Origin of the sequence: Burkholderia pseudomultivorans, assembly GCF_902499075.1 — a bacterium.
GTDB lineage: Bacteria > Pseudomonadota > Gammaproteobacteria > Burkholderiales > Burkholderiaceae > Burkholderia > Burkholderia pseudomultivorans.
This window is the reverse complement of the sequence record NZ_CABVPP010000001.1, coordinates 363,390-384,688: the sequence shown is the minus strand read 5'-3', so window position 1 is coordinate 384,688 and position 21,299 is coordinate 363,390. Positions and strand designations below refer to the sequence as shown.

Here is a 21,299-nt window from a genome sequence, read left to right as displayed (position 1 = left end):
GCCATGCGCCGGTTCCGTTTCGATGCGAATCACCGGGTCGATCGATTCGTATTCCAAATGAAATGAATCGACCCGACAACCATTCAGGGTGAATACGATGGATGCTTTGCAAGCGGCAGTGGAGACGGCCGCGCCGTCCGGGACGACGCTGAAGCGTCGGCTGCAGGGGCGCCATATCGCGATGATCGCGATCGGCGGTTCGATCGGCACGGGGCTGTTCGTCGCGTCGGGCGCATCGGTCGCGCAGGCGGGGCCGGGCGGCGCGATCGCCGCGTATATCGCGATCGGGCTGATGGTCTACTTCGTCGTCACCGGCCTCGGCGAGATGGCCGCGCTGATGCCGGTGTCGGGGTCGTTCGCGATCTACGGCGAGAAGTACGTCGACGAAGGCTTCGGCGTCGCGCTCGGCTGGACCTACTGGTACAGCTGGGCCGTGACGATCGCGATCGAGCTGGTCGCCGCGCAGATCGTGATGCGCTACTGGTTTCCGTCGGTGCCGGGCATATGGTGGGGCGCGGGCTTCCTGGTGCTGATCTTCGTGCTGAACACGCTGTCGGTGCGCGGCTTCGGCGAGTCCGAATACTGGTTCTCGCTGATCAAGGTCGTCACGGTCGTTGCGTTCATCGCGGCCGGGCTGCTGATCGCGGCCGGCCTGATCGGCAGCGGGCACGCGGTCGGACTGCGCAACTTCACGACCGGCGACGCGCCGTTCGTCGGCGGCGTGCACGCGATGATGAGCGTCGCGCTGATCGCGGGCTTCTCGTTTCTCGGCACCGAACTGGTCGGCATCACGGCAGGCGAATCGGAGAACCCGCGCAAGACGATTCCGCGCGCGGTGAAGCAGATCTTCTGGCGCATCATGCTGTTCTACGTGCTCGCGATCTTCGTGATCGGCCTGCTGGTGCCGTACACGGATCCGAACCTGCTGAAGAGCGACGTGACCGACATCGGCGTGAGCCCGTTCACGCTGGTGTTCAGCCACGCGGGGTTCCGGCTTGCCGCCGGCGCGATGAATCTCGTGATCCTGACGGCCGTGCTGTCGGCCGGCAATTCCGGCACCTACGCGGCGACGCGGATGCTGTACAACCTCGCGGCGGAGCGGCGCGCGCCCGCGATGTTCGCGACGCTGTCGCCGGGCGGCGTGCCGCGCAACGCGCTGTACGCGACGATGGCGGTCGGCGGGCTGTGCTTCCTGACCTCGCTGGTCAACAACCAGAGCATCTATCTGTGGCTGCTGAACACGGTGGGCATCACGGGCTTCATCGCGTGGCTCGGCATCGCGGTGTGCCATTACCGGTTCCGCAAGGGTTTCCTGCGGCAGGGCTATCGGCTCGACCAGCTGCCGTATCGCGCGAAGTGGTTCCCGTTCGGGCCGCTGTTCGCGATCGCGATCTGCATCGTGATCTCGCTCGGGCAGGACTATCAGGCGTTCTTCGCAGCCCGTATCGACTGGATGGAGGTGCTGTCGATCTACGTGTGGATTCCGTTGTTCGTCGCGATCTGGTTTGCGTATCGCCGCGTGCGCAAGAGCCGGCTCGTGCGCTACGAGGAGATGGACATCGGGCCGTGGCTGACGCGCTCGGTCGACGCGGTCGATGCGACGGTCGCGCAGCATGGTCCGTCGCGCTGAGCGTTCGCCTGCGCAGGCAACGGGGGCCGGTCGCCACATCGTGCGGCCGGCTGCCGTGATCGGGCATGCAGCGGTCATGCACGCGATCCGCGCTCAGCGCGCGTGCTTCAGCTGCGCCTTCATGAAGTCCACCCACGCGCGCACTTTCTGCGGAACGTGCCGCGTCGCGACGTACAGCGCATAGACGTTCTGTTGCGGAAACCGGTACGCGGGCAGCGCGTCGACCAGCGTGCCGGCTTCGAGATCGTCATGCACGAGCCAGGCGGGCAGCAGCGCGACACCGCTGCCTGCACGCGCCAGTTCGCGCAGCACCGATGCGTTGTCGACGACGATGCGGGGTTTCCCGGGAGGCCGGAATACATGTTCGGCGCCCGCGCGATCGGTGAGCGTCCATTGCGCGATTCGCTCGAGGCGACTGTGGCCGAGCTGCGGCAGGCGCGCGAGGTCGTCGGGCGATGTCGGATGCGGGACGCCGGCGCGCGCGGGCAGATCGGGCGCCATCACCGGCAGCACGTCGTAGGTGCCGAGGCAGACGCCGCGATACGGCAGGTCGCGAAAGTGCTCGTGGCGGCCGAGCCGGATTGCGACGTCGAAGCGGTCGCGCACGAGATCGGCCTGCGACGTATGCGTTTCGAGCCGCACGCGCAGCGCGGGGTGCAGCGCGGTAAACGCATGCAGCGCCGGTGCGAGGACGCGCGCCGCATACTCGACCGTCGATGTGACGCGCAGGATGCCGGCCATCCCGCCATGTTCGCCGCGCACCTCGTCGATCGCGCCTTCGGCTTCGTCGAGCACGCGCAGGCAGCGCCGGTAGAAGCGCTCGCCGGCATCGGTCAGCTCGACGCGGCGAGTGGTCCGCGTGAGCAGCGTGACGCCGAGCTCGGTTTCGAGCTGCTTGATGTTGAAGCTGACGGCCGCGCGCGCCTGGTTCAGCGCGGTCGCGGCGGCCGTGAACGAGCCGGCCTCGACCACGGCGCGAAATACGACGAAACGATCCAGGCTCACCATGAGGTGTCGTTCATCCCGTGAACACGATAGACGGATCGAAGGGTACCCGAATGTGCGGCGCATGCGGGCGTCGCGTACCGCGGCCCGGCGCGTCGCTGCGTCGAGGCGGCTGCCGATTGTCAAAGTTTTTCGACGGGACCGGTCGAATCCGGCCGCTTACCGGCGCGGGCGGCGCGACCTACACTGCGGCGTTTCGTGATGTTTTACGCCGCCATGCCAGACCGTTTCAGGATCGCCGTCGTCTATCTGCTCGGCTTCGCGCTCGATCTCGCGAACATGTTCATGCTCAATGCCGCGTATCCGGCATTGCAGCGCGAACTGCACGCATCGGTCGCGCAGCTCGCGTGGATCGGCAACCTGTACGTGCTCGGGCTGACCGTCGTGATTCCGCTCGGCACATGGCTCGCGCGCCGCTGCGGCGAACGTCGCGTGCTGGCGGCGTCGCTGCTGTTGTTCGGATTCGGCAGCGCCTGCGTCGGCGCGTCGCCGTCGATCGAGACGCTGCTCGCATCGCGGCTGATCCAGGGGCTCGGCGGCGGGCTGCTGATTCCGGTCGGGCAGACGATCGCCTATCGCGCGTATCCGCCTCACGCGCGGGCACGGCTCACGTCGGTCGTGATGATGGTCGCGCTGCTCGTGCCGGCGTTGTCGCCCGCGATCGGCGGCGCGATCGTCGATCGCGGGGCGTGGCGCGCGATCTTCTTCGCGATGCTGCCGATCGCGCTGGCGACCTGCGCGCTCGCGTTCGCATGGTTGCCGCGCGACGGCGCGCGCGAGCGGCCGCCGCGGCTCGACTGGCATGGGCTCGGCCTCAGCGCGGCGGCGCTGGTCGCGTTGCTGCTCGGGCTGAGCGCGGCCGGGCTGCCCGGCGGCGCGGCATTTCCGCTGGCGATGCTGATGCTCGCGGCGGCGACCGGCGCCGGCTATGCGGCGCATGCGCGTCGTGCGGCGGCGCCGGTGCTCGACCTGCGCCTGCTGGCACAGCCGCTGCTGCGGATCGGCGTCGTGGTCTATCTGTGCGTGCCGGGCGTCTTTACCGGCGTCAATCTCGTTACGTCGCTCTATCTGCAGGACACGCTCGGGCTGAGCGCCGCGCATGTCGGCGCGCTGATGCTGCCGTGGGCGATCGCGGCGTTCTTCGCGATCGCGACGACGCGCCGCGGGTTTCCGCGGTGCGGCGCGAAACCGCTGTTCGTCTGCGGGATCGCGGTCGACTGCACGGGCATCGTGCTGCTCGCGACGCCGTGGGCCACCTTCGAGGCGGTGCGCATCGCGGCCTTCGTCGCGATGGGCTTCGGTGCGAGTCTGTGCACGAGCACGTCGCAAAGCGCGGCGTTCGTCGATGTGCCGGCCGAGCGGATGGGCGACGCGAGCGCGCTGTGGAATATCAACCGCCAGTTGAGCTTTTGTCTCGGCGTGGCCGTGCTCGGCAGCGCGCTCAATGCGCTGCTGGCGCTCGACGCGGGCGGCCCGGCGCCGTACCGCTGGTGCTTCGGGCTGGCGGTACTGCTGACCTTGCTGCCGCTCGGCATGATCGTGCGGCTGCCCGCGCATCGCGCGCCGGCTGTGCAAGCCGTTTCGTCCCGACCATGAAAACGAACCTGAGAGACTGATGAATCTGCCGAATCCGTTTTGCAACGAAATCGTCGATGCCCACGTCGACATCGAAGACTGGTTGTCCGGCCGCGCGGGCCCCGAGCGGCTCGCGCCGCTGCTCGCGCGTTTCGCGCCGGAATTTTCGATGATGACGACGTCGGGCGCGGTGCTCGATTGCGCGGGCGTCGATGCGCTGTTTTCCCATGGACACGGTGCGCGTCCGGGGCTGCAGATCGCGATCGACGAACTGCGCGAAATCGCCGGCTGCACCGACGGCGCGGTGATCGGCTATCGCGAGACGCAGACCGACGGAGCGGGGCGGCGCACGGTCCGGCGCTCGACCGCCGTGCTGCGGCGCGAAGCGGACGGCCGCATCGTCTGGCAGCACCTGCACGAGACGCCCGTGACGGCCTGAGCGCCGGCGCGCGCCGGCCTCACGAATCCAGTTCCGGGTAGTGCCGGAAGATCCCCATCTCGTTGAACGGAATGCGGCGTTCGGACGCGAGGTAGCGCGCGATGGCTGGCAGTTGCGCGACACGGTCGTGCAGCCCGACCAGCGCCGCGACGTCCCGTTCCGCGCGCTTCATCGCGTTCGGGAATGCGTAGCGCAATCCCTCGATCAGCTGGAACATCGACAGGTCCGCGTAGCTCAGCGCGCGGCCGGCGAGATAGCCGCTCGCGTGCGGATTCCGTTCGAGCACGCGATCGAAGTAGCCGAGGAATTTCGGCAGTCGATGCTGGAGGAAGTCGCTCGCGCGCTCGGCGGCCTCGGCCTTCTGGTCCTCGTAATACAGGCCGCTCGCGATCGGGTGATGCGTATCGTGGATCTCGGTGACGAAATCGGCGACGGTCAGCTGGAGCTGATGCACCCATAGCCGGCCAGCCTCGTCGTCGGGCGCGAGCCCGAGCCGCGTGCCGAGAAACAGCAGGATGTTCGCGGCCTGTCCGACCAGCACGTCGCCGGCCTTCAGGAACGGCGGCGCGAACGGCACGCATTCGGTTTTCTCGCTGTCCATCATGCGCATCATCGCCGATACGCCCATGCCGCGGCCCGACTCGCGCGCGACGTCGACGTAGTCCGCTTCGGCGGCTTCGAGCGCGAGCCGCACGTATTCGCCACGGCCCTGGATCTCGGGCCAGTAATAGAGTTCATAACGCATGCCGTTCTCCTGCCCGACGAGGCGGGCGCTGCTGAATCGCGGGGGCGGGCGTCGCTGCGTTGCCCGTCGCAAATAGACAGTCTAGGAGATCGCGCGGAAATTGCCGCGCGTCACCAACCCGTGAAATTGACCGGCTGATTCACCATATCCGGAACAAATCGGTTCATAGGCGAAACGCGGAAACGATCGACGCGATTAGATCGAAAATTTCACTGGAACTTAATAAACGGCCAATACGATCGCGCATCGTCAATTGCTCGATGCATGGCGCTGTCTCCGCATTTCGACGTTCGTCGCGTCCGGTGTACGACTCGCCGGATGGCCATATTCCCGTGAACCCGCGACTCGAAACGCCGACGTCCGCTCTCCGACACCGGCGCGATACGCATCATTTCGTATTTCTCATGAACTTGAATCAGCCCGATCAACCCGTTTCTTCCCGCAGGAAATTCCTCGCCGCCGCGCCGGCCGTCGCCGCGACCTCGCTGCTGGCCGCATGCGGCGGCGACGATGTCACGTCGACGCCGGTCAGCGACGCCGCACTCGCCGCGCAGATGTCGGCGAAGCTGAACGCGCAGCTCGGCGATGCCGCGACCGTCGACGCCGTCATGCCGGCGATGCTCGATGTCGGCTTCACCTGGGACCTGCCGACGATCGCGGCTGCACAGGCCGGCGCGATCGTCGCGTACAGCTTCGGCAATCGCCCGAACGCGGCGAGCGGCAACACGTCGAGCACGGGCGGCAACCAGGCCGCGCTGCCCGATCCGGGCCCCGTCAACGAAGCACTCGCGGACGCCGTGCACGCGATCTATCGGCTCAAGCCGGTGAAGGTCTACGCGCAGTGGGAGATCGCGCGCTTTCTCGTCTCGAAATACGGAATGGGCACCGACGTGCTGACGTCGATCGAACCGCAGATCGCCAGCGACGGCACGATCGTCTACCTGAGCACGGCCGGCGTCGCGGCCGTGGCCGTGTCGCGCGCAGGCGGGGCGGCCGCGATGGGCAAGGTCGCGGTCGTCGGTCATCGCGATCACGCGAAACGCTGCATCCAGACTTCGCAGCAGGCCGGCATGCAGGCGGCCGCGGCGGCCGAGGTGCCGCTGCCGACGCTCTACGACCCGCAATCGGGGCAGCCGTGGACGCGCAACCGCAATCTCTATCTGGTGCACGACATGTACGCGCAGATGCTGACGAGCGCCACCGTCGCCACGATGCAGGCGTTCCCGAAAGGCTGACGCATTCCCCCATTCCATCCGATTTCCATGACCATGCAGACCCGCCGCCATTTCCTCGCCTCCACGTCGCTGTTCGCCGCATCGTGTGCGGCCAGCACGCCCGGTTTCGCCGGCGACGTCCCGTATTCCGATGCCGAACTGCAGCGCCAGATGCTCGGCAAGCTGACCAACGAACTCGACGACCGCACGGTGGCCGCTGCTGACAGCGGCTACCTGTTCAATGCGTTTTTTTCGTGGACGCCGCCGACCGTCGCCGCGAGCGCGATCCGGACCCTCGTCGCGTTCGGCTTCGGCAGCCGTGCGCCGGCGACCGGTTCGACGACGCCGCTGCCCGGCCCGGTGAACGAAGCGATTGCCGACGCCGTGTTCCAGCTTCACCAGCAAGTCGCGGCGCCGATCTTCGCGCAGCAGGAAGTGGCGAGCGTGCTCGCGTCGAAATACGCGCTGACGGCCGGCGTCACGTCGATCGCGACGCCGGCCGTATCGGCCGCCACGGCGCTCAGCACGGTGCCGACACCGGACGGCGTGGCCGCCGCGATCGTCAAGCAGGCCGGCTCGGCCGCGGCGCTCGGCCAGGTCGGTGTCGTCACGCATCGGGATCAGGCGGCGCTTGCCGTGCAGGCGTCGAATGCGCTCGGCATGCAGGCCGCGGTGCCGGCCGGCCTGGCGCTGCCGTCCGCCTACGACGCGTCCGCGCAGCAGGCGGCGCTGCGTCGTCGCGATCTCTACCTGCTCGGCAATCTGGGCGCGCAGCTCGGCATGCTGCGGATCGCGCTGATCAACCAGGAATATCCGAACGGCTAGGCTGGACGGAGGTCCGCCCGTTTCCCGTATCCATTCACGTCAATTCCGGAGTCGTCATGTCCTTTCGCTTGCTGATGCGTGCCACGCTGGTGGCCGCGCTCGGGTCGCTCGTCGCGCTGATCGTCGCGGCGTGCGGATCGTCTTCGTCGATGCAGGCCAGCGGCCAGCAGCAGATTCGTCACGTGTTCGTGATCACGCTCGAAAACGAGAACTACGCGACCACCTTCGGCGCGAACACGAAGGCGCCGTATCTCGCCACGACGCTGTCCGCGCAGGGCGCGCTGGTGCAGCAGTACTACGGCACCGGGCACGTGAGCCTCGACAACTACATCGCGATGCTCAGCGGCCAGTCGCCGACCAATGAAACCGACAACGACTGCATGGTGTACCAGGACTTCAAGCTGACCGGGATGACGCCGGACGGGCAGGCGATCGGCTCCGGCTGCGTGTATCCGGCGAGCGTGAAGACGCTGCCCGACCAGTTGAAGGCGGCCGGCTACACGTGGAAGGGCTACGAGGAGGACATGGGCAACGATCCGTCGCGCGAGGCGGCGACCTGCGGCCATCCGACGCTGAACACGACCGACCTCACGCAGGCGGCGCAGGCGCCGAGCGCGGCAGTGCCGGCCGGCGACCAGTACGCGGCGCGCCACAACCCGTTCGTGTACTTCCATTCGATCATCGACTCGCCGGACTGCGAGAAGAACGTCGTGAATCTTGCGAACCTCGAGAACGACCTGAAATCGGTCGACACCACCGCGAACTTCAACCTGATCACGCCGAACCTGTGCCACGACGGCCACGACGCGCCGTGCGTGAACGGCGAGCCGGGCGGCCTGACGAGCGCCGATGCGTTCCTGAAGAAGTGGGTGCCGCTGATCACCGCGTCGCCGGCGTTCCAGAAAGACGGTCTGCTGATCGTCAACTTCGACGAAAGCAGCTACGCGAGCGTCACGCAGCCGTCGCCGGGCGTGACCGCGTTCACCTTTGCGGGCGCCACGTGCTGCAGCGAGCAGCCCGGCCCGAACCTCGCGCCGTTCCCGCAGACCTCGTCGCTCAACTACAAGGGCGCGACGATCGAGCTGACGAAGCAGAGCTTCGGCGGCGACCAGACGGGCGCGGTGATGATCTCGAAGTTCATCAAGCCGGGCACGGTGTCGACGGTGCAGTACAACCACTATTCGATGCTCCGCAGCATCGAGGACATCTTCGGCCTCGATCACCTCGGCTACGCGGCGCAGGCCGGGCTGCAGGGCTTCGGCAACGACATCTTCACGAACCTGTGAAGGCGCTGCGGACGATCGGCGGCGCGCAACGGCGCGTCGGCTGGCGCGCGCTGGGCTTCGCGCTGGCGCTCGGACTCTGCGCGACGCGTGCCGGCGCGGCGCCGGCCGCTGTGGCCGACCCGGGCGACGCGGCCGCGCTCGGCAAGCTGATGTTCTTCGATCCGTCGCTGTCCGCGTCGGGCCGGATGTCGTGCGCGACCTGCCACAGCCCCGCGCACGCTTACGGCCCGCCGAACGGCCTCGCCGCGCAGCTCGGCGGCGCCGACCTGAAGCGGCAGGGCACGCGCGCGGTGCCGAGCCTGCGCTACGTGCTGAACCGGACGCCGATCTGGTCGCACGCACAGGCTGCAAGCGTGGCCGAGCGCTTGACCGAAACCGACAACGCGCCGATCGGCGGGTTCGGCTGGGATGGCCGCTTCAACCGGCTGCGCGACCAGGCGGCCTTTCCGCTGCTGAACCCGGACGAGATGGCGAACCCGAATCCGGAGGCCGTCGTCGCGAAGCTGCGGGCCGCGCCGTATGCGGCGCGCTTTCGTGCGGTGTTCGGCGCGCATGCGCTCGACGATCCGAAGCAGGCGTTTGCGAACGCGGCGCTCGCGATCGAGCGTTTCGAGCTCGAGGATCCCGACTTTCATCCGTACACCAGCAAGTTCGACTACTACCTCGACGGCAAGGTCGCGCTGAGCGCGCAGGAGATGCGCGGCAAGCGGCTGTTCGACGATCCCGCTCGCGGCAATTGCGCGTCGTGCCATATCGATCAGCCGGGCGTGAACGGCGCGCATCCGCTGCTGACCGACTTCACGTTCGAGGCGCTCGGCGTGCCGCGCAACCGGGAGCTGCGCGCGAACGCGAATCCCGCTTACTACGACCTCGGCCTGTGCGGGCCGGTGCGCACCGACCAGTCGGCAGACCGCGCGAACTGCGGGCTGTTCAAGACGCCGTCGCTGCGCAATACGGCGACGCGGCGCGTGTTCTTCCACAACGGACGTTTCCACGCGCTGAAGGACGTGCTGCGCTTCTACGTGCAGCGCGATACGGATCCCGCGAAGTGGTATTCGAAGGATCGGCGCGGCCGGGTGGTGCCGTACGACGACCTGCCCGCGAACCTGCGCGCGAACGTCGACACGACGGATGCGCCGCTGACGCGCCGGCGCGGCGAGCGGCCGGTGTGGAGCGAGCGCGATATCGACGACGTCGCCGCGTTCCTGGCGACGCTCGACGACGGGTACGTGTTGCCGGCGGCGGCGCAGCGCGGCCCGCGCAAGCCGCAGTGACGGCGCGCGCAGTGCGTCCCGGCCGGGCGGCGCGCGCTGCGTGCCGATTTGCCGGGTAATGCCGATACAGGTATTGGAACTACCAGCCAAGCTACTGTTTTTAATGGGTTTTTTAGCGTCCGGCCTGCGCCGGCGCGCATTCCGCGTGGCATAATCGGCTCCATCCGCAAGGCTTGTAGTCACAACGACCCCGCATACCCATGGCACAGACTCTCTACGACAAACTGTGGAATACCCACGTCGTCCACACCGAGGAAGACGGTACGACCCTGCTGTACATCGACCGTCAGTTGCTGCATGAAGTCACGAGCCCGCAGGCGTTCGAAGGGCTGAAGCTCGCGCAGCGTCCGGTGTGGCGCATCAGCGCGAACCTGGCCGTGTCGGACCACAACGTGCCGACCACCGACCGCAGCCACGGCATCGCCGACCCCGTCTCGAAGCTGCAGGTCGACACGCTCGACGCGAACTGCGACGCGTACGGCATCACGCAGTTCAAGATGAACGACCTGCGCCAGGGCATCGTCCACATCATCGGGCCCGAGCAGGGCGCGACGCTGCCGGGCATGACGATCGTGTGCGGCGATTCGCACACGTCGACGCACGGCGCGTTCGGCGCGCTCGCGCACGGCATCGGCACGTCGGAAGTCGAGCACGTGCTCGCGACGCAGACGCTGCTGCAGAAGAAGAGCAAGAACATGCTGGTGAAGGTCGAGGGCGCGCTGCCGCGCGGCTGCACCGCGAAGGACATCGTGCTCGCGATCATCGGCAGGATCGGCACGGCAGGCGGCACGGGCTACGCGATCGAATTCGGCGGCTCGACGATCCGCGCGCTGACGATGGAAGGCCGCATGACGGTCTGCAACATGGCGATCGAAGCCGGCGCGCGCGCGGGCATGGTCGCGGTCGACGACACGACGATCGACTACCTGAAGGGCCGTCCGTTCGTGCCGACCGGCGCGGAATGGGATCAGGCCGTCGAATACTGGCGCCAGTTCAAGTCGGACGAAGGCGCGCATTTCGATCGCGTCGTCGAGCTGAACGCGGCCGAGATCGTCCCGCAGGTCACGTGGGGCACGTCGCCGGAGATGGTCACGTCGATCGACGGTCGCGTGCCCGATCCCGAGCGCGAGAAGGATCCGGTCAAGCGCGACGCGATGGAGCGCGCGCTGGCCTACATGGCGCTCGCGCCGAACACGCCGATCGAGTCGATCAAGGTCGACAAGATCTTCATCGGTTCGTGCACGAACGCGCGCATCGAGGACATCCGCGCGGCCGCATACGTCGTGAAGAAGCTGAACCGCCGCGTCGCGCCGAACGTGCGGCTCGCGATGGTCGTGCCGGGCTCGGGCCTCGTGAAGGCGCAGGCCGAGCGCGAAGGCCTCGACAAGGTGTTCACCGACGCGGGCTTCGAATGGCGCGAGCCGGGCTGCTCGATGTGCCTCGCGATGAATGCCGACCGGCTCGATCCGGGCGAGCGCTGCGCGTCGACGTCGAACCGCAACTTCGAAGGCCGGCAGGGCGCGGGCGGCCGCACGCACCTGGTCAGCCCCGCGATGGCGGCGGCGGCGGCGATCGAAGGCCATTTCGTCGATATTCGCAAGCTGGGGTAACGCGTGACGGCATCGAAACGCATCGCGCGGCTGCTCGCCGCGCTGGCGATCGCGGGGCTGGGCTTCGGCCTCGCGGGCTGCAATACCGTCCGAGGCTTCGGGGAGGACGTCAACGCCGCCGGCAACGCGCTGCAGCGCGCCGCGGACTGACGCCGACCCCCGAGAATTTGTCGATGTGCGCCGGCCGAGTGCCGGCCCTTCAACCGGATAGCGGATCATGGAAAAATTCATTGTGCATACCGGCGTCGTGGCGCCGCTCGATCGCGAGAACGTCGACACCGACGCGATCATTCCGAAGCAGTTCCTGAAGTCGATCAAGCGCACGGGCTTCGGTCCGAACGCGTTCGACGAGTGGCGTTACCTCGACCACGGCGAGCCGGGCCAGGACAACTCGAAGCGTCCGCTGAACCCGGACTTCGTGCTGAACCAGCCGCGCTACCAGGGCGCGTCGATCCTCGTCACGCGCAAGAACTTCGGCTGCGGCAGCTCGCGCGAGCATGCGCCGTGGGCGCTGCAGCAGTACGGCTTCCGCGCGATCATCGCGCCGAGCTTCGCCGACATCTTCTTCAACAACTGCTTCAAGAACGGACTGCTGCCGATCGTGCTGACCGAGCAGCAGGTCGACCACCTGATCAACGAGACGGTCGCGTTCAACGGCTATCAGCTGACGATCGACCTCGACGCGCAGGTCGTGCGCGCGCCGGACGGCCGCGAGTATCCGTTCGAGATCACCGCGTTCCGCAAGTACTGCCTGCTGAACGGCTTCGACGACATCGGCCTCACGCTGCGTCACGCGGACAAGATTCGCCAGTTCGAAGCCGAGCGGCTCGCGAAGCAGCCGTGGCTGAACAACAAGCTGGTCGGCTGAGCGCCGTGGCATTCACAACCTACCCAGTCAGGAATAACGCATGAAGATTGCAGTGCTGCCGGGCGACGGCATCGGTCCGGAAATCGTCACCGAAGCGGTGAAGGTGCTGAACGCACTCGACGAGAAGTTCGAACTCGAACAGGCGCCGGTCGGCGGCGCGGGCTACGAGGCGAGCGGCCATCCGCTGCCGGACGCGACGCTGAAGCTCGCGAAGGAAGCCGACGCGATCCTGTTCGGCGCGGTCGGCGACTGGAAGTACGATTCGCTCGAACGCGCGCTGCGTCCCGAGCAGGCGATCCTCGGGCTGCGCAAGCACCTCGAGCTGTTCGCGAACTTCCGTCCGGCGATCTGCTATCCGCAGCTCGTCGACGCGTCGCCGCTGAAGCCGGAACTCGTCGCGGGCCTCGACATCCTGATCGTGCGCGAACTGAACGGCGACATCTACTTCGGCCAGCCGCGCGGCGTGCGCGCCGCGCCGGACGGCCCGTTCGCGGGCGAGCGCGAAGGCTTCGACACGATGCGCTATTCGGAGCCGGAAGTGCGCCGCATCGCGCACGTCGCGTTCCAGGCTGCGCAAAAGCGCGCGAAGAAGCTGCTGTCGGTCGACAAGTCGAACGTGCTCGAGACGTCGCAGTTCTGGCGCGACATCATGATCGACGTGTCGAAGGAATACGCGGACGTCGAGCTGTCGCACATGTACGTCGACAACGCGGCGATGCAGCTCGCGAAGGCGCCGAAGCAGTTCGACGTGATCGTCACCGGCAACATGTTCGGCGACATCCTGTCGGATGAGGCGTCGATGCTGACGGGCTCGATCGGCATGCTGCCGTCGGCGTCGCTCGACAAGAACAACAAGGGCCTGTACGAGCCGTCGCACGGTTCGGCGCCGGACATCGCGGGCAAGGGCATCGCGAATCCGCTCGCGACGATCCTGTCGGCCGCGATGCTGCTGCGCTATTCGCTGAATCGCGCCGAGCAGGCCGATCGCATCGAGCGCGCGGTGAAAACGGTGCTCGAACAGGGCTACCGCACCGGCGACATCGCGACGCCGGGCTGCAAGCAGGTCGGCACGGCGGCGATGGGCGACGCGGTGGTCGCGGCGCTGTAGGCGATGCGGAAGTAAGGTAGAAAAGGGCGCGAACGGGCCGCAAAAATCGGCTCGTTCGCCCGCGGTTGGCCGTTGTGCGGCCAACCGGCTTTGTGTAGACTCGAACGATGGCGCTGATTTCCCTGATCTCCCCGGTCCTGAAACTCCACGGCAACACTGCCCGTGCGGGTGCGCGCGCCATCGTCATCACGAAAACCATTACCACGAAAACGATCATTAAACGCTGATCGTCCGTCGTGCCCGCCTGTTTCCCCGCGCGGTCACGCGGGGACGGAAATGGCGGGGAAGCTCCATTCAAAGCAAAGGGTTAGTCATGAACGTAGGTCTCGTAGGTTGGCGCGGCATGGTCGGCAGCGTCCTGATGCAGCGCATGCAGGAAGAGGGCGATTTCGACCTGATCGAACCGGTGTTCTTCAGCACCAGCAACACGGGCGGCAAGGCGCCGTCGTTCGCGAAAAACGAGACCACGCTCAAGGACGCGACCAACGTCGACGAGCTGAAGAAGTGCGACGTGATCATCACGTGCCAGGGCGGCGACTACACGAACGACGTGTTCCCGAAGCTGCGCGCGGCCGGCTGGAACGGCTACTGGATCGACGCGGCGTCGTCGCTGCGGATGAAGGACGACGCGGTCATCATCCTCGATCCGGTCAACCTCGACGTGATCAAGGACGCGCTCGTCAAGGGCACCAAGAACTTCGTCGGCGGCAACTGCACGGTCAGCCTGATGCTGATGGCGCTCGGCGGCCTGTTCCGCGAGAACCTCGTCGACTGGATGACGGCGATGACCTACCAGGCCGCGTCGGGCGCGGGCGCGCAGAACATGCGCGAACTGCTGTCGCAGATGGGCGCGCTGCACGGCGCGGTCCAGCAGCAGCTCGCCGATCCGGCTTCGGCGATCCTCGACATCGATCGCCGCGTGCTGGCGACGATGAACAGCGACGCGATGCCGACCAGCCACTTCGGCGTGCCGCTCGCCGGCTCGCTGATCCCGTGGATCGACAAGGATCTCGGCAACGGGATGTCGAAGGAAGAGTGGAAGGGCGGCGCCGAAACCAACAAGATCCTCGGCAAGCCGGCGATGGGCGAGCCGGGCTCGATCCCGGTCGACGGCCTGTGCGTGCGGATCGGCGCGATGCGCTGCCACTCGCAGGCGCTGACGATCAAGCTGAAGAAGGACGTGCCGCTCGACGAGATCGACGGCATCCTCGCATCGGCGAACGACTGGGTGAAGGTCGTGCCGAACGAGCGCGAAGCGTCGATGCGCGATCTGTCGCCGGCGCAGGTCACGGGCACGCTGACGGTGCCGGTCGGCCGCCTGCGCAAGCTCGCGATGGGCGGCGAATACCTGTCGGCGTTCACGGTCGGCGACCAGCTGCTGTGGGGCGCGGCCGAGCCGCTGCGCCGCATGCTGCGCATCCTGCTCGACAAGTAAGCCGGAACGCGCGGAAAACGACGCGCCTGCCTGCCCCTCGCGGGGCGGCCGGCGCGTTTTTTATTCGGGCGGGGCTGCGTCGCCTGCGGCCGCGCGCCGCGCGCGCAAATGCGAAAGCCCCGAACCGCTCTCCCGGTCCGGGGCTTTCTTGCATCGGTTCCTTTGGCACGAGGAGGTGATGCGGGGCGTAGTATAAGGGCTTCAATCCATTCCTTTCGTGAAATTGTTGTCGGTATTTGCATCAATTGATGTCTGATTTTTGATAAACCGGCGCTGCACCGGGCGATCGGTCGAATCGGTGTGGCGGAGGTACGGCAAGCGGGTGGAGTGGTCTGGCGCGGCTGCCGGTTCGCGCTCGAATGTGCCGTGCGGTTGCGCCCGTCGGAGACGAATTCGGCCCGAACCCGATCGCGTGAAGTAAACTACGCGGTTACGACGCGCAGACCGGCCGAAAGCGTCGCGTTCAGCGCGACGCTTTTGCATTTCTGCGGCGACTTTATTGACGCTTCCATACGCGAATCCGAGCCGCGCCCGCGCGCGGCGATAGAGCCAACGATGTCCCGAATTTCCTTGTTTCCGCGTCAGTCCCGTCTGTCACGCGCCGTGCGCGCTGCGCTGGCGGTCCTGGCGCTCGGCGCGGCCGCGTCGGTCTGGGCGGCCGGCAGCGGTGCCGGCGATGCGACTGCGGCGGCCGAAGGCCCCGCACCGCTCGCGATCACGGTCCAGCCCGGCCAGTCCCTCAACGACATCGCGATCGCGGCCACGCAATCGCACGATCCCGGCGTGCTCGCGCGCGCCGGCCGCGCGCTGTTCGACGCGAATCCGCAGGCGTTCATGAAGCGCGATCCGAGCCGCCTGAAAGTCGGCGCGACGCTGACGGTGCCCGCGCTCGACGCGAACGGTGCGGCGCTGGCGCCGGCCGGCGCATCGAGTGCGGCAGCCTCGGCGGCTATTGCCGCTTCGGGCGGGACGGCGGGCGCGCAGCACGCGGCTTCGGCGCCGCATGGTGCGTCGTCTGCCGCGCCATCCGCTTCGGCGGCCTCGGCTGCGCACCGGAGCACGGCAAGTGGCGCGAACGTCGCGGCGGCGGCGGCGGGCGCATCGGCTTCGTCTGCTGTATCCGCTGCCTCCGCGGCGCATGGCGCTTCTTTCGTCGCCGGTGAAACGGCGTCGGCTTCGTCGGCTGCTGCGGCAGCGGGCGCGAGCGGCCCGCATATGTGGAGCGGTGCGATCCAGTCCGCGCCGTCGTCCGCCAGCGACGCGGCGGTCCAGCCGGCGTCGGGCGCGCGGAGTCGCGCGGCGAGCGAGCCGGCCGGCGCGGCGCCCGTCGCGGCGGCGTCGCAGCCGCGCCCGTCGAGCCTGCAGCAACTGCTCGCGCTGAAGAATCGCGTGCTGATGGAACTGCAGAAACACGGGATCGGCAAGCCGGCCGTGACCGACGCAGTCGCACCGGCGCCTGCGCCGGTTGCGCCGCGTGCGACGTCGGGCGAGGCACGCGCATCGGCCGCCGTCGCGTCGCCGGCAAGCGATGCGGCTTCCGAGGTCGCCGCCAGCGCGGCGCAGCCGGCGTCGGCATCCGCGCAGTCGGCCGCGCCCGTGGTCGCGCCGCCGCCCGCGAATCGCGCGGAGCAACAGATCGACTGGCGCCCGGCGTCGGTTGCCGGCGCGGCCGTCGTCGTGCTGGCGGCCGGATTCCTGTGGCGCAAGCGCCGCAAGGCGCGTCAGGCCGACGCGGCCGCGGCGTCTGCTGCGGCAGGCGGTGGCGCGGCTGCCGCGGCCGTGCCGGAGGTCGAGCAGGAACTGCCGATCCAGCCGGAGATGCCGGTTGCCCGCGATGCGGCAGCGGACATGAATCTGGCCGCCGCCACGGCGGCAGCGGCCGAAACGGTTGCACCGTCCGACGCGGAAGCGGCGCCGTCGCTGCTGGAGCCGACGGCAAAGATGGATGACGCGCACACGCACTCGCCGTCCGACGATGCCGAATTGACGCAGACCAGCAACGCATCGCCGGCGACGCACGACGCAAAGCCGGCCGAGATCGCCGAGTCGACCGACGCGCCCGTCGTGCCGCCGGCAACCGATGCGCAGCACGCGGCGCTGATGCAGAACGCGATCACCGCGCTCGGCAGTCTCGACATGCCGCTGCCGCCGCGCACGCCGGGCGAGTCGTCGCTCGCGGCGGACGCGCCGGGTAGCCTGGACGAGCACGTCGGAGTCCCCCGAGTCGCAACTAACGGTCAAGCCACCACCCATCCGCCAATTGGCGCAGCCGATCCGACCCCGCAACATCGAGCCGACCACGACGACGAGCCCGAATGGGAGCCGGACGACGCACCGGCCCATTCGTCCTTGCCGTCGTCGCTGCCGCCGCTCGGCGGCGCACAGTTCGGCGCGCTGAAGCTCGATTTCGATCTCGACCTGCCGCCGACGCCGGGCGCGGTGCTGCCCGCGCTGACGCCGGAAGAACTGGCGCGCATCGCGCGCAACAAGCTCGACCTCGCGGCCGAATATGTGGAACTGGGCGACCTGTCCGGCGCGCGCACGCTGCTGCAGGAAGTGGTCGACGCGAACGATGCGGCGACGCGCGACGATGCGCGCGCGCTGCTCGCGAAACTGGCGGACGAGGCGTGATGCGGATCGCACTCGGCATTCAGTACGACGGCGCGGCGTTCTGCGGCTGGCAGGCGCAGCCGCACGGCAAGACCGTGCAGAACGCGCTCGAGCACGCGCTCGCCGAATTCGCGCGCGTGCCGCTGCACACGACGGTGGCGGGGCGGACCGACACGGGCGTGCACGGGCTCGGGCAGGTCGTGCACTTCGATACCGATCTCGATCGCGAGGCGTTTTCGTGGGTGCGCGGCACCAACGCGTTCCTGCCGCCGAGCGTTGCCGTGCAATGGGCGAAGCCGATGACGGACGCGTTCCACGCGCGCTTCTCGGCGTTCGAGCGCACCTATTACTACGCGCTGTACGTGCACCCGGTGCGTTCGCCGATGCTGGACCGCCGTGCAGGCTGGATCCATACGCCGCTCGACGACGACGCGATGCGCGCCGCCGCCGCGCACCTGATCGGTGAGCACGATTTTTCGTCGTTCCGCTCGTCGGAATGCCAGTCGAAGACGCCGGTCAAGCACCTGTACCAGATCGACATCCGGCGCGTCGGCCATTTCCTGCATTTCCGCTTCCGCGCGAACGCGTTCCTGCACCACATGGTGCGCAACCTGATGGGCTGCCTCGTCGCGGTCGGGCGCGGCCGCTATCCGGCCGACTGGATGGCCGCGGTGCTGGCCGGGCGCGACCGCAACCTCGCGGCGCCCACCTTCATGGCCGACGGGCTGTACCTTGCCCACGTCGGCTACCCGGCGGAATTCGCCGTCCCGCCCGCGCAGCTCGGCAGTGTGCCGTGGAGCAGCGTCTGGGCCGATCTGGACCCACAACCATGACCGATCACGCCCTTTCTTCCCCGGGCGCCGCGGCCGGCCTGCCGCCGCGCACGCGCATCAAGCTGTGCGGGCTGTCGCGCGCCGACGACGTGCTGCATGCGGCCGCGCTCGGCGCCGATGCGATCGGCCTCGTGTTTTATCCGAAGAGCGCGCGCGCGGTGAGCATCGCGCAGGCGGCCGAACTCGCGCAGCTCGCGCCGCCGTTCGTGTCGGTGGTCGGGCTGTTCGTGAACGCGACCGAAGCCGAGATCGAGGCCGTCGTGCGCGAGGTGCCGCTCACGCTGCTGCAGTTCCACGGCGACGAAACCCCCGAGCAGTGCGACGCGCTCGGCCGCGCGGCACGCCTGCCATGGCTGCGCGCGGTGCGCGTGGGGCCCTCGACGCAGTCGGCCGATTTGGTAGAATCGGGTCTTCATTATTCGAAAGCGCGCGGCCTGCTGTTCGACACACTCGTGCCGGACTACGGCGGCAGCGGCAAGGTCTTCGATTGGTCACTTATTCCCGCAGAGCTCGCGCGTCGGGCCGTTTTGAGTGGTGGCTTGAACGCGCAAAACGTCGGTGATGCGATACGCCAGCTGCGTCCGTTTGCTGTCGATGTCTCGAGCGGCATCGAAGTGGAGGGCGCAAAGGGCGTGAAGGATCACGCCCGGATGGCGGCGTTCGTGCGCGCGGTGCGCGAAGCGGACGCCGGGTGATGCAAGCCGGTGCGGCCCGCAGGCGGGGCGCGCCGACCGATCGAGAGTGACACACCATGTACAACCTTCCTGATGATCGCGGCCATTTCGGCCCGTATGGCGGCACGTTCGTCGCCGAGACGCTGGTGCACGCGCTGGACGAACTGCGCGGCGCGTATGCGAAATACCAGAACGACCCCGATTTCGTCGCCGAATTCGAGCGCGAGCTGAAGCACTTCGTCGGCCGTCCGTCGCCGATCTATCACGCGCAGCGCTGGAGCGAGACGCTCGGCGGCGCGCAGATCTACCTGAAGCGCGAGGACCTGAACCACACCGGCGCGCACAAGATCAACAACGTGATCGGCCAGGCGCTGCTCGCGAAGCGGATGGGCAAGAAGCGCGTGATCGCCGAAACCGGCGCCGGCCAGCACGGCGTCGCGACCGCGACGATCTGCGCGCGCTTCGGGATGGAGTGCGTCGTCTACATGGGCGCCGAGGACGTGCGCCGCCAGGCCGCGAACGTGTACCGGATGAAGCTGCTCGGCGCGACCGTCGTGCCGGTCGAATCGGGCTCGCGCACGCTGAAGGACGCGCTGAACGAAGCGATGCGCGACTGGGTCACCAACATCGAGAACACGTTCTACATCATCGGCACGGTCGCAGGCCCGCACCCGTACCCGATGATGGTGCGCGACTTCCAGCGCGTGATCGGCGACGAGTGCAAGGTGCAGATGCCCGAACTCGCGGGCCGGCAGCCCGATGCGGTGATTGCGTGCGTCGGCGGCGGCTCGAACGCGATGGGCATCTTCTATCCGTATATCGACGATACGTCGGTGCAGCTGATCGGCGTCGAAGCGGCCGGCGACGGCCTCGACACCGGCCATCACGCGGCGTCGCTGATCGCCGGCAGCCCGGGCGTGCTGCACGGCAACCGCACCTACCTGCTGCAGGATGACAACGGCCAGATCATCGAGACGCATTCGGTGTCGGCGGGCCTCGACTATCCGGGCGTCGGCCCCGAGCACGCATGGCTGAAGGACAGCGGCCGCGCGCAGTACGTCGGCATCACCGACGACGAAGCGCTGAAGGCGTTCCACGACTGCTGCCGGATCGAGGGGATCATTCCCGCGCTCGAATCGAGCCACGCGATCGCGTACGGCGTGAAGCTCGCGCCGACCTTGCCGAAGGACAGGATCCTGCTCGTCAACCTGTCGGGCCGCGGCGACAAGGACATGCATACGGTCGCCGAGCGATCGGGCATCGCGCTCTGACCCCGCCCGATGCGTGACCTGATCGAAGAGCCGGGCGGCGGCGCGGCGAGCGAAGCGGAGGCGGCGCAGCCCGTCGCCGCGGTCGTGCCGCGTGCGCTGCCGTCCGGGATCGAACTGCACAACCGCGATTTCATGACCGAGGCCGCGCGGCTGCCGGACGCGTCGATCGACCTGATCGTCGCCGATCCGCCGTACGGGCTCGGCAAGGACTACGGCAACGACTCGGACAAGCGCTCGGGCGACGCGTTTCTCGCGTGGACGCGCGAGTGGCTCGAGCTCGCGGTGCCGAAGCTCAAGCCGAGCGGGTCGATGTACATCTTCTGCACATGGCAGTACGCGCCGGAAATCTTCAGCTTCCTGAAGACGAAGCTCACGATGGTCAACGAGATCATCTGGGACCGCCGCGTGCCGAGCATGGGCGGCACGACGCGCCGTTTCACGTCGGTGCACGACAACATCGGCTTTTTCGCGGTTTCGAAAGCGTATTACTTCGATCTCGATCCGGTCCGCATCCCGTACGACGCCGATACGAAGAAGGCCCGCTCGCGCAAGCTGTTCGAAGGCAGCAAGTGGCTGGAGATGGGCTACAACCCGAAGGACGTCTGGTCGGTCTCGCGCCTGCACCGGCAGCACGCGGAGCGCGTCGATCATCCGACCCAGAAGCCGCTGGAAATCATCGAGCGGATGGTGCTCGCGAGCTGCCCGCCGGGCGGCCGCGTGCTCGATCCGTTCATGGGCAGCGGCACGACCGCGGTGGCCTGCGCACGGCAGGGGCGCGACTTCGTCGGCTACGAGATCAACGAAAGTTATTGCGCGATCGCGCACGAGCGCGTGAGCGCGCTCGCCGCGCAGGCGTGCGCGTGAGTCGCGCCGCCGCATCGCACCAAGGAAAATTGC

20 protein-coding genes are annotated in these 21,299 nt (G+C 67.9%); 18 read left to right on the top strand and 2 right to left on the bottom strand.

The genetic code is table 11. The annotated features are described in order from the left end of the window. Positions 1 to 97: 97 nt before the first annotated feature. Positions 98 to 1,630 carry an amino acid permease gene (locus BST28156_RS01660; RefSeq protein WP_174901284.1) on the top strand — a complete coding sequence of 511 codons (1,533 nt, stop codon included), beginning with the start codon at positions 98 to 100 and terminating at the stop codon, positions 1,628 to 1,630. Between the two features lie 93 nt (positions 1,631 to 1,723). On the opposite strand, the gene BST28156_RS01655 is transcribed toward BST28156_RS01660, so the two are convergent. After that, positions 1,724 to 2,638: a LysR family transcriptional regulator gene (locus BST28156_RS01655; protein WP_174901283.1), complete on the bottom strand. Its 915-nt coding sequence runs from the start codon at positions 2,636 to 2,638 to the stop codon at positions 1,724 to 1,726. A 213-nt stretch (positions 2,639 to 2,851) separates the two neighbouring features. Between BST28156_RS01655 and BST28156_RS01650 the strand changes: the two genes are divergently transcribed. Both BST28156_RS01650 and BST28156_RS01645 read left to right on the top strand, forming a co-directional pair. Beyond that, positions 2,852 to 4,231, top strand: coding sequence for an MFS transporter (locus tag BST28156_RS01650; protein ID WP_174901369.1), 1,380 nt, complete (start codon positions 2,852 to 2,854; stop codon positions 4,229 to 4,231). Positions 4,232 to 4,250: 19 nt separating this feature from the next. Beyond that, positions 4,251 to 4,649 (top strand): DUF4440 domain-containing protein, encoded by a 399-nt coding sequence (locus BST28156_RS01645; RefSeq protein WP_174901282.1) that lies wholly within the window; start codon positions 4,251 to 4,253, stop codon positions 4,647 to 4,649. A 19-nt stretch (positions 4,650 to 4,668) separates the two neighbouring features. Here the strand turns inward: BST28156_RS01645 and BST28156_RS01640 are convergent, their stop codons facing one another. Further along, a complete protein-coding gene (locus tag BST28156_RS01640) occupies positions 4,669 to 5,394 on the bottom strand; it encodes a glutathione S-transferase (protein ID WP_060242999.1) in 726 nt (241 codons plus the stop codon). 404 nt (positions 5,395 to 5,798) lie between these two features. Here BST28156_RS01640 and BST28156_RS01635 point away from each other — a divergent pair, with 404 nt between their 5' ends. The 15 genes from BST28156_RS01635 to BST28156_RS01565 all read left to right on the top strand — a co-directional run bounded on the left by BST28156_RS01635 (position 5,799) and on the right by BST28156_RS01565 (position 21,266). Then, positions 5,799 to 6,629, top strand: coding sequence for a hypothetical protein (locus BST28156_RS01635; RefSeq protein ID WP_174901281.1), 831 nt, complete (start codon positions 5,799 to 5,801; stop codon positions 6,627 to 6,629). A 33-nt stretch (positions 6,630 to 6,662) separates the two neighbouring features. Further along, on the top strand, positions 6,663 to 7,433 hold the full coding sequence (locus BST28156_RS01630; RefSeq protein ID WP_174901368.1) for a Tat pathway signal protein: 771 nt from the start codon (positions 6,663 to 6,665) through the stop codon (positions 7,431 to 7,433). A 56-nt stretch (positions 7,434 to 7,489) separates the two neighbouring features. Beyond that, positions 7,490 to 8,719: an alkaline phosphatase family protein gene (locus BST28156_RS01625; RefSeq protein ID WP_174901280.1), complete on the top strand. Its 1,230-nt coding sequence runs from the start codon at positions 7,490 to 7,492 to the stop codon at positions 8,717 to 8,719. Next, positions 8,716 to 9,993 (top strand): cytochrome-c peroxidase, encoded by a 1,278-nt coding sequence (locus BST28156_RS01620; protein ID WP_437341278.1) that lies wholly within the window; start codon positions 8,716 to 8,718, stop codon positions 9,991 to 9,993. Before BST28156_RS01625 ends, BST28156_RS01620 begins: the two co-directional genes overlap by 4 nt. 200 nt (positions 9,994 to 10,193) lie before the next feature. Next, entirely contained in the window at positions 10,194 to 11,603 is a 1,410-nt protein-coding gene (gene leuC / locus BST28156_RS01615; protein WP_060243006.1) for a 3-isopropylmalate dehydratase large subunit, read from the top strand. Positions 11,604 to 11,606: 3 nt separating this feature from the next. Beyond that, on the top strand, positions 11,607 to 11,753 hold the full coding sequence (locus BST28156_RS01610) for an entericidin A/B family lipoprotein (RefSeq protein WP_174901279.1): 147 nt from the start codon (positions 11,607 to 11,609) through the stop codon (positions 11,751 to 11,753). Positions 11,754 to 11,820: 67 nt separating this feature from the next. Beyond that, positions 11,821 to 12,471 carry a 3-isopropylmalate dehydratase small subunit gene (leuD, locus tag BST28156_RS01605; RefSeq protein WP_060243011.1) on the top strand — a complete coding sequence of 217 codons (651 nt, stop codon included), beginning with the start codon at positions 11,821 to 11,823 and terminating at the stop codon, positions 12,469 to 12,471. A gap of 40 nt (positions 12,472 to 12,511) precedes the next feature. Then, positions 12,512 to 13,579 carry a 3-isopropylmalate dehydrogenase gene (gene leuB, locus BST28156_RS01600; protein WP_006399581.1) on the top strand — a complete coding sequence of 356 codons (1,068 nt, stop codon included), beginning with the start codon at positions 12,512 to 12,514 and terminating at the stop codon, positions 13,577 to 13,579. Between the two features lie 107 nt (positions 13,580 to 13,686). After that, positions 13,687 to 13,806 (top strand): hypothetical protein, encoded by a 120-nt coding sequence (locus BST28156_RS34630; protein WP_006756675.1) that lies wholly within the window; start codon positions 13,687 to 13,689, stop codon positions 13,804 to 13,806. An 86-nt stretch (positions 13,807 to 13,892) separates the two neighbouring features. Then, complete coding sequence (gene asd / locus BST28156_RS01590; protein WP_060243013.1) at positions 13,893 to 15,014, top strand: aspartate-semialdehyde dehydrogenase; 1,122 nt, start codon at positions 13,893 to 13,895, stop codon at positions 15,012 to 15,014. 555 nt (positions 15,015 to 15,569) lie between these two features. Beyond that, positions 15,570 to 17,645 (top strand): motility hub landmark protein FimV, encoded by a 2,076-nt coding sequence (locus BST28156_RS01585; RefSeq protein ID WP_174901278.1) that lies wholly within the window; start codon positions 15,570 to 15,572, stop codon positions 17,643 to 17,645. Further along, positions 17,645 to 18,457 carry a tRNA pseudouridine(38-40) synthase TruA gene (gene truA / locus BST28156_RS01580; RefSeq protein WP_060243017.1) on the top strand — a complete coding sequence of 271 codons (813 nt, stop codon included), beginning with the start codon at positions 17,645 to 17,647 and terminating at the stop codon, positions 18,455 to 18,457. The genes BST28156_RS01585 and truA overlap by 1 nt, the downstream gene beginning before the upstream one ends. Continuing rightward, positions 18,454 to 19,152 carry a phosphoribosylanthranilate isomerase gene (locus BST28156_RS01575; protein WP_174901277.1) on the top strand — a complete coding sequence of 233 codons (699 nt, stop codon included), beginning with the start codon at positions 18,454 to 18,456 and terminating at the stop codon, positions 19,150 to 19,152. The genes truA and BST28156_RS01575 overlap by 4 nt, the downstream gene beginning before the upstream one ends. Positions 19,153 to 19,208: 56 nt before the next feature. Beyond that, a complete protein-coding gene (gene trpB / locus BST28156_RS01570) occupies positions 19,209 to 20,402 on the top strand; it encodes a tryptophan synthase subunit beta (protein ID WP_060243022.1) in 1,194 nt (397 codons plus the stop codon). Between the two features lie 9 nt (positions 20,403 to 20,411). Then, on the top strand, positions 20,412 to 21,266 hold the full coding sequence (locus tag BST28156_RS01565) for a DNA-methyltransferase (RefSeq protein ID WP_060243024.1): 855 nt from the start codon (positions 20,412 to 20,414) through the stop codon (positions 21,264 to 21,266). Positions 21,267 to 21,299 lie beyond the last annotated feature (33 nt).

Excerpts from the sequence above, each read along its gene's own strand:
- BST28156_RS01660 (WP_174901284.1), top strand. The coding sequence starts at position 98 with ATGGATGCTTTGCAAGCGGCAGTGGAGACGGCCGCGCCGTCCGGGACG.
- BST28156_RS01655 (WP_174901283.1), bottom strand. The coding sequence starts at position 2,638 with ATGGTGAGCCTGGATCGTTTCGTCGTATTTCGCGCCGTGGTCGAGGCC.
- BST28156_RS01650 (WP_174901369.1), top strand. The coding sequence starts at position 2,852 with ATGCCAGACCGTTTCAGGATCGCCGTCGTCTATCTGCTCGGCTTCGCG.
- BST28156_RS01645 (WP_174901282.1), top strand. The coding sequence starts at position 4,251 with ATGAATCTGCCGAATCCGTTTTGCAACGAAATCGTCGATGCCCACGTC.
- BST28156_RS01640 (WP_060242999.1), bottom strand. The coding sequence starts at position 5,394 with ATGCGTTATGAACTCTATTACTGGCCCGAGATCCAGGGCCGTGGCGAA.
- BST28156_RS01635 (WP_174901281.1), top strand. The coding sequence starts at position 5,799 with ATGAACTTGAATCAGCCCGATCAACCCGTTTCTTCCCGCAGGAAATTC.
- BST28156_RS01630 (WP_174901368.1), top strand. The coding sequence starts at position 6,663 with ATGCAGACCCGCCGCCATTTCCTCGCCTCCACGTCGCTGTTCGCCGCA.
- BST28156_RS01625 (WP_174901280.1), top strand. The coding sequence starts at position 7,490 with ATGTCCTTTCGCTTGCTGATGCGTGCCACGCTGGTGGCCGCGCTCGGG.
- leuC (WP_060243006.1), top strand. The coding sequence starts at position 10,194 with ATGGCACAGACTCTCTACGACAAACTGTGGAATACCCACGTCGTCCAC.
- leuD (WP_060243011.1), top strand. The coding sequence starts at position 11,821 with ATGGAAAAATTCATTGTGCATACCGGCGTCGTGGCGCCGCTCGATCGC.
- leuB (WP_006399581.1), top strand. The coding sequence starts at position 12,512 with ATGAAGATTGCAGTGCTGCCGGGCGACGGCATCGGTCCGGAAATCGTC.
- BST28156_RS34630 (WP_006756675.1), top strand. The coding sequence starts at position 13,687 with ATGGCGCTGATTTCCCTGATCTCCCCGGTCCTGAAACTCCACGGCAAC.
- asd (WP_060243013.1), top strand. The coding sequence starts at position 13,893 with ATGAACGTAGGTCTCGTAGGTTGGCGCGGCATGGTCGGCAGCGTCCTG.
- BST28156_RS01585 (WP_174901278.1), top strand. The coding sequence starts at position 15,570 with ATGTCCCGAATTTCCTTGTTTCCGCGTCAGTCCCGTCTGTCACGCGCC.
- truA (WP_060243017.1), top strand. The coding sequence starts at position 17,645 with ATGCGGATCGCACTCGGCATTCAGTACGACGGCGCGGCGTTCTGCGGC.
- BST28156_RS01575 (WP_174901277.1), top strand. The coding sequence starts at position 18,454 with ATGACCGATCACGCCCTTTCTTCCCCGGGCGCCGCGGCCGGCCTGCCG.
- trpB (WP_060243022.1), top strand. The coding sequence starts at position 19,209 with ATGTACAACCTTCCTGATGATCGCGGCCATTTCGGCCCGTATGGCGGC.
- BST28156_RS01565 (WP_060243024.1), top strand. The coding sequence starts at position 20,412 with ATGCGTGACCTGATCGAAGAGCCGGGCGGCGGCGCGGCGAGCGAAGCG.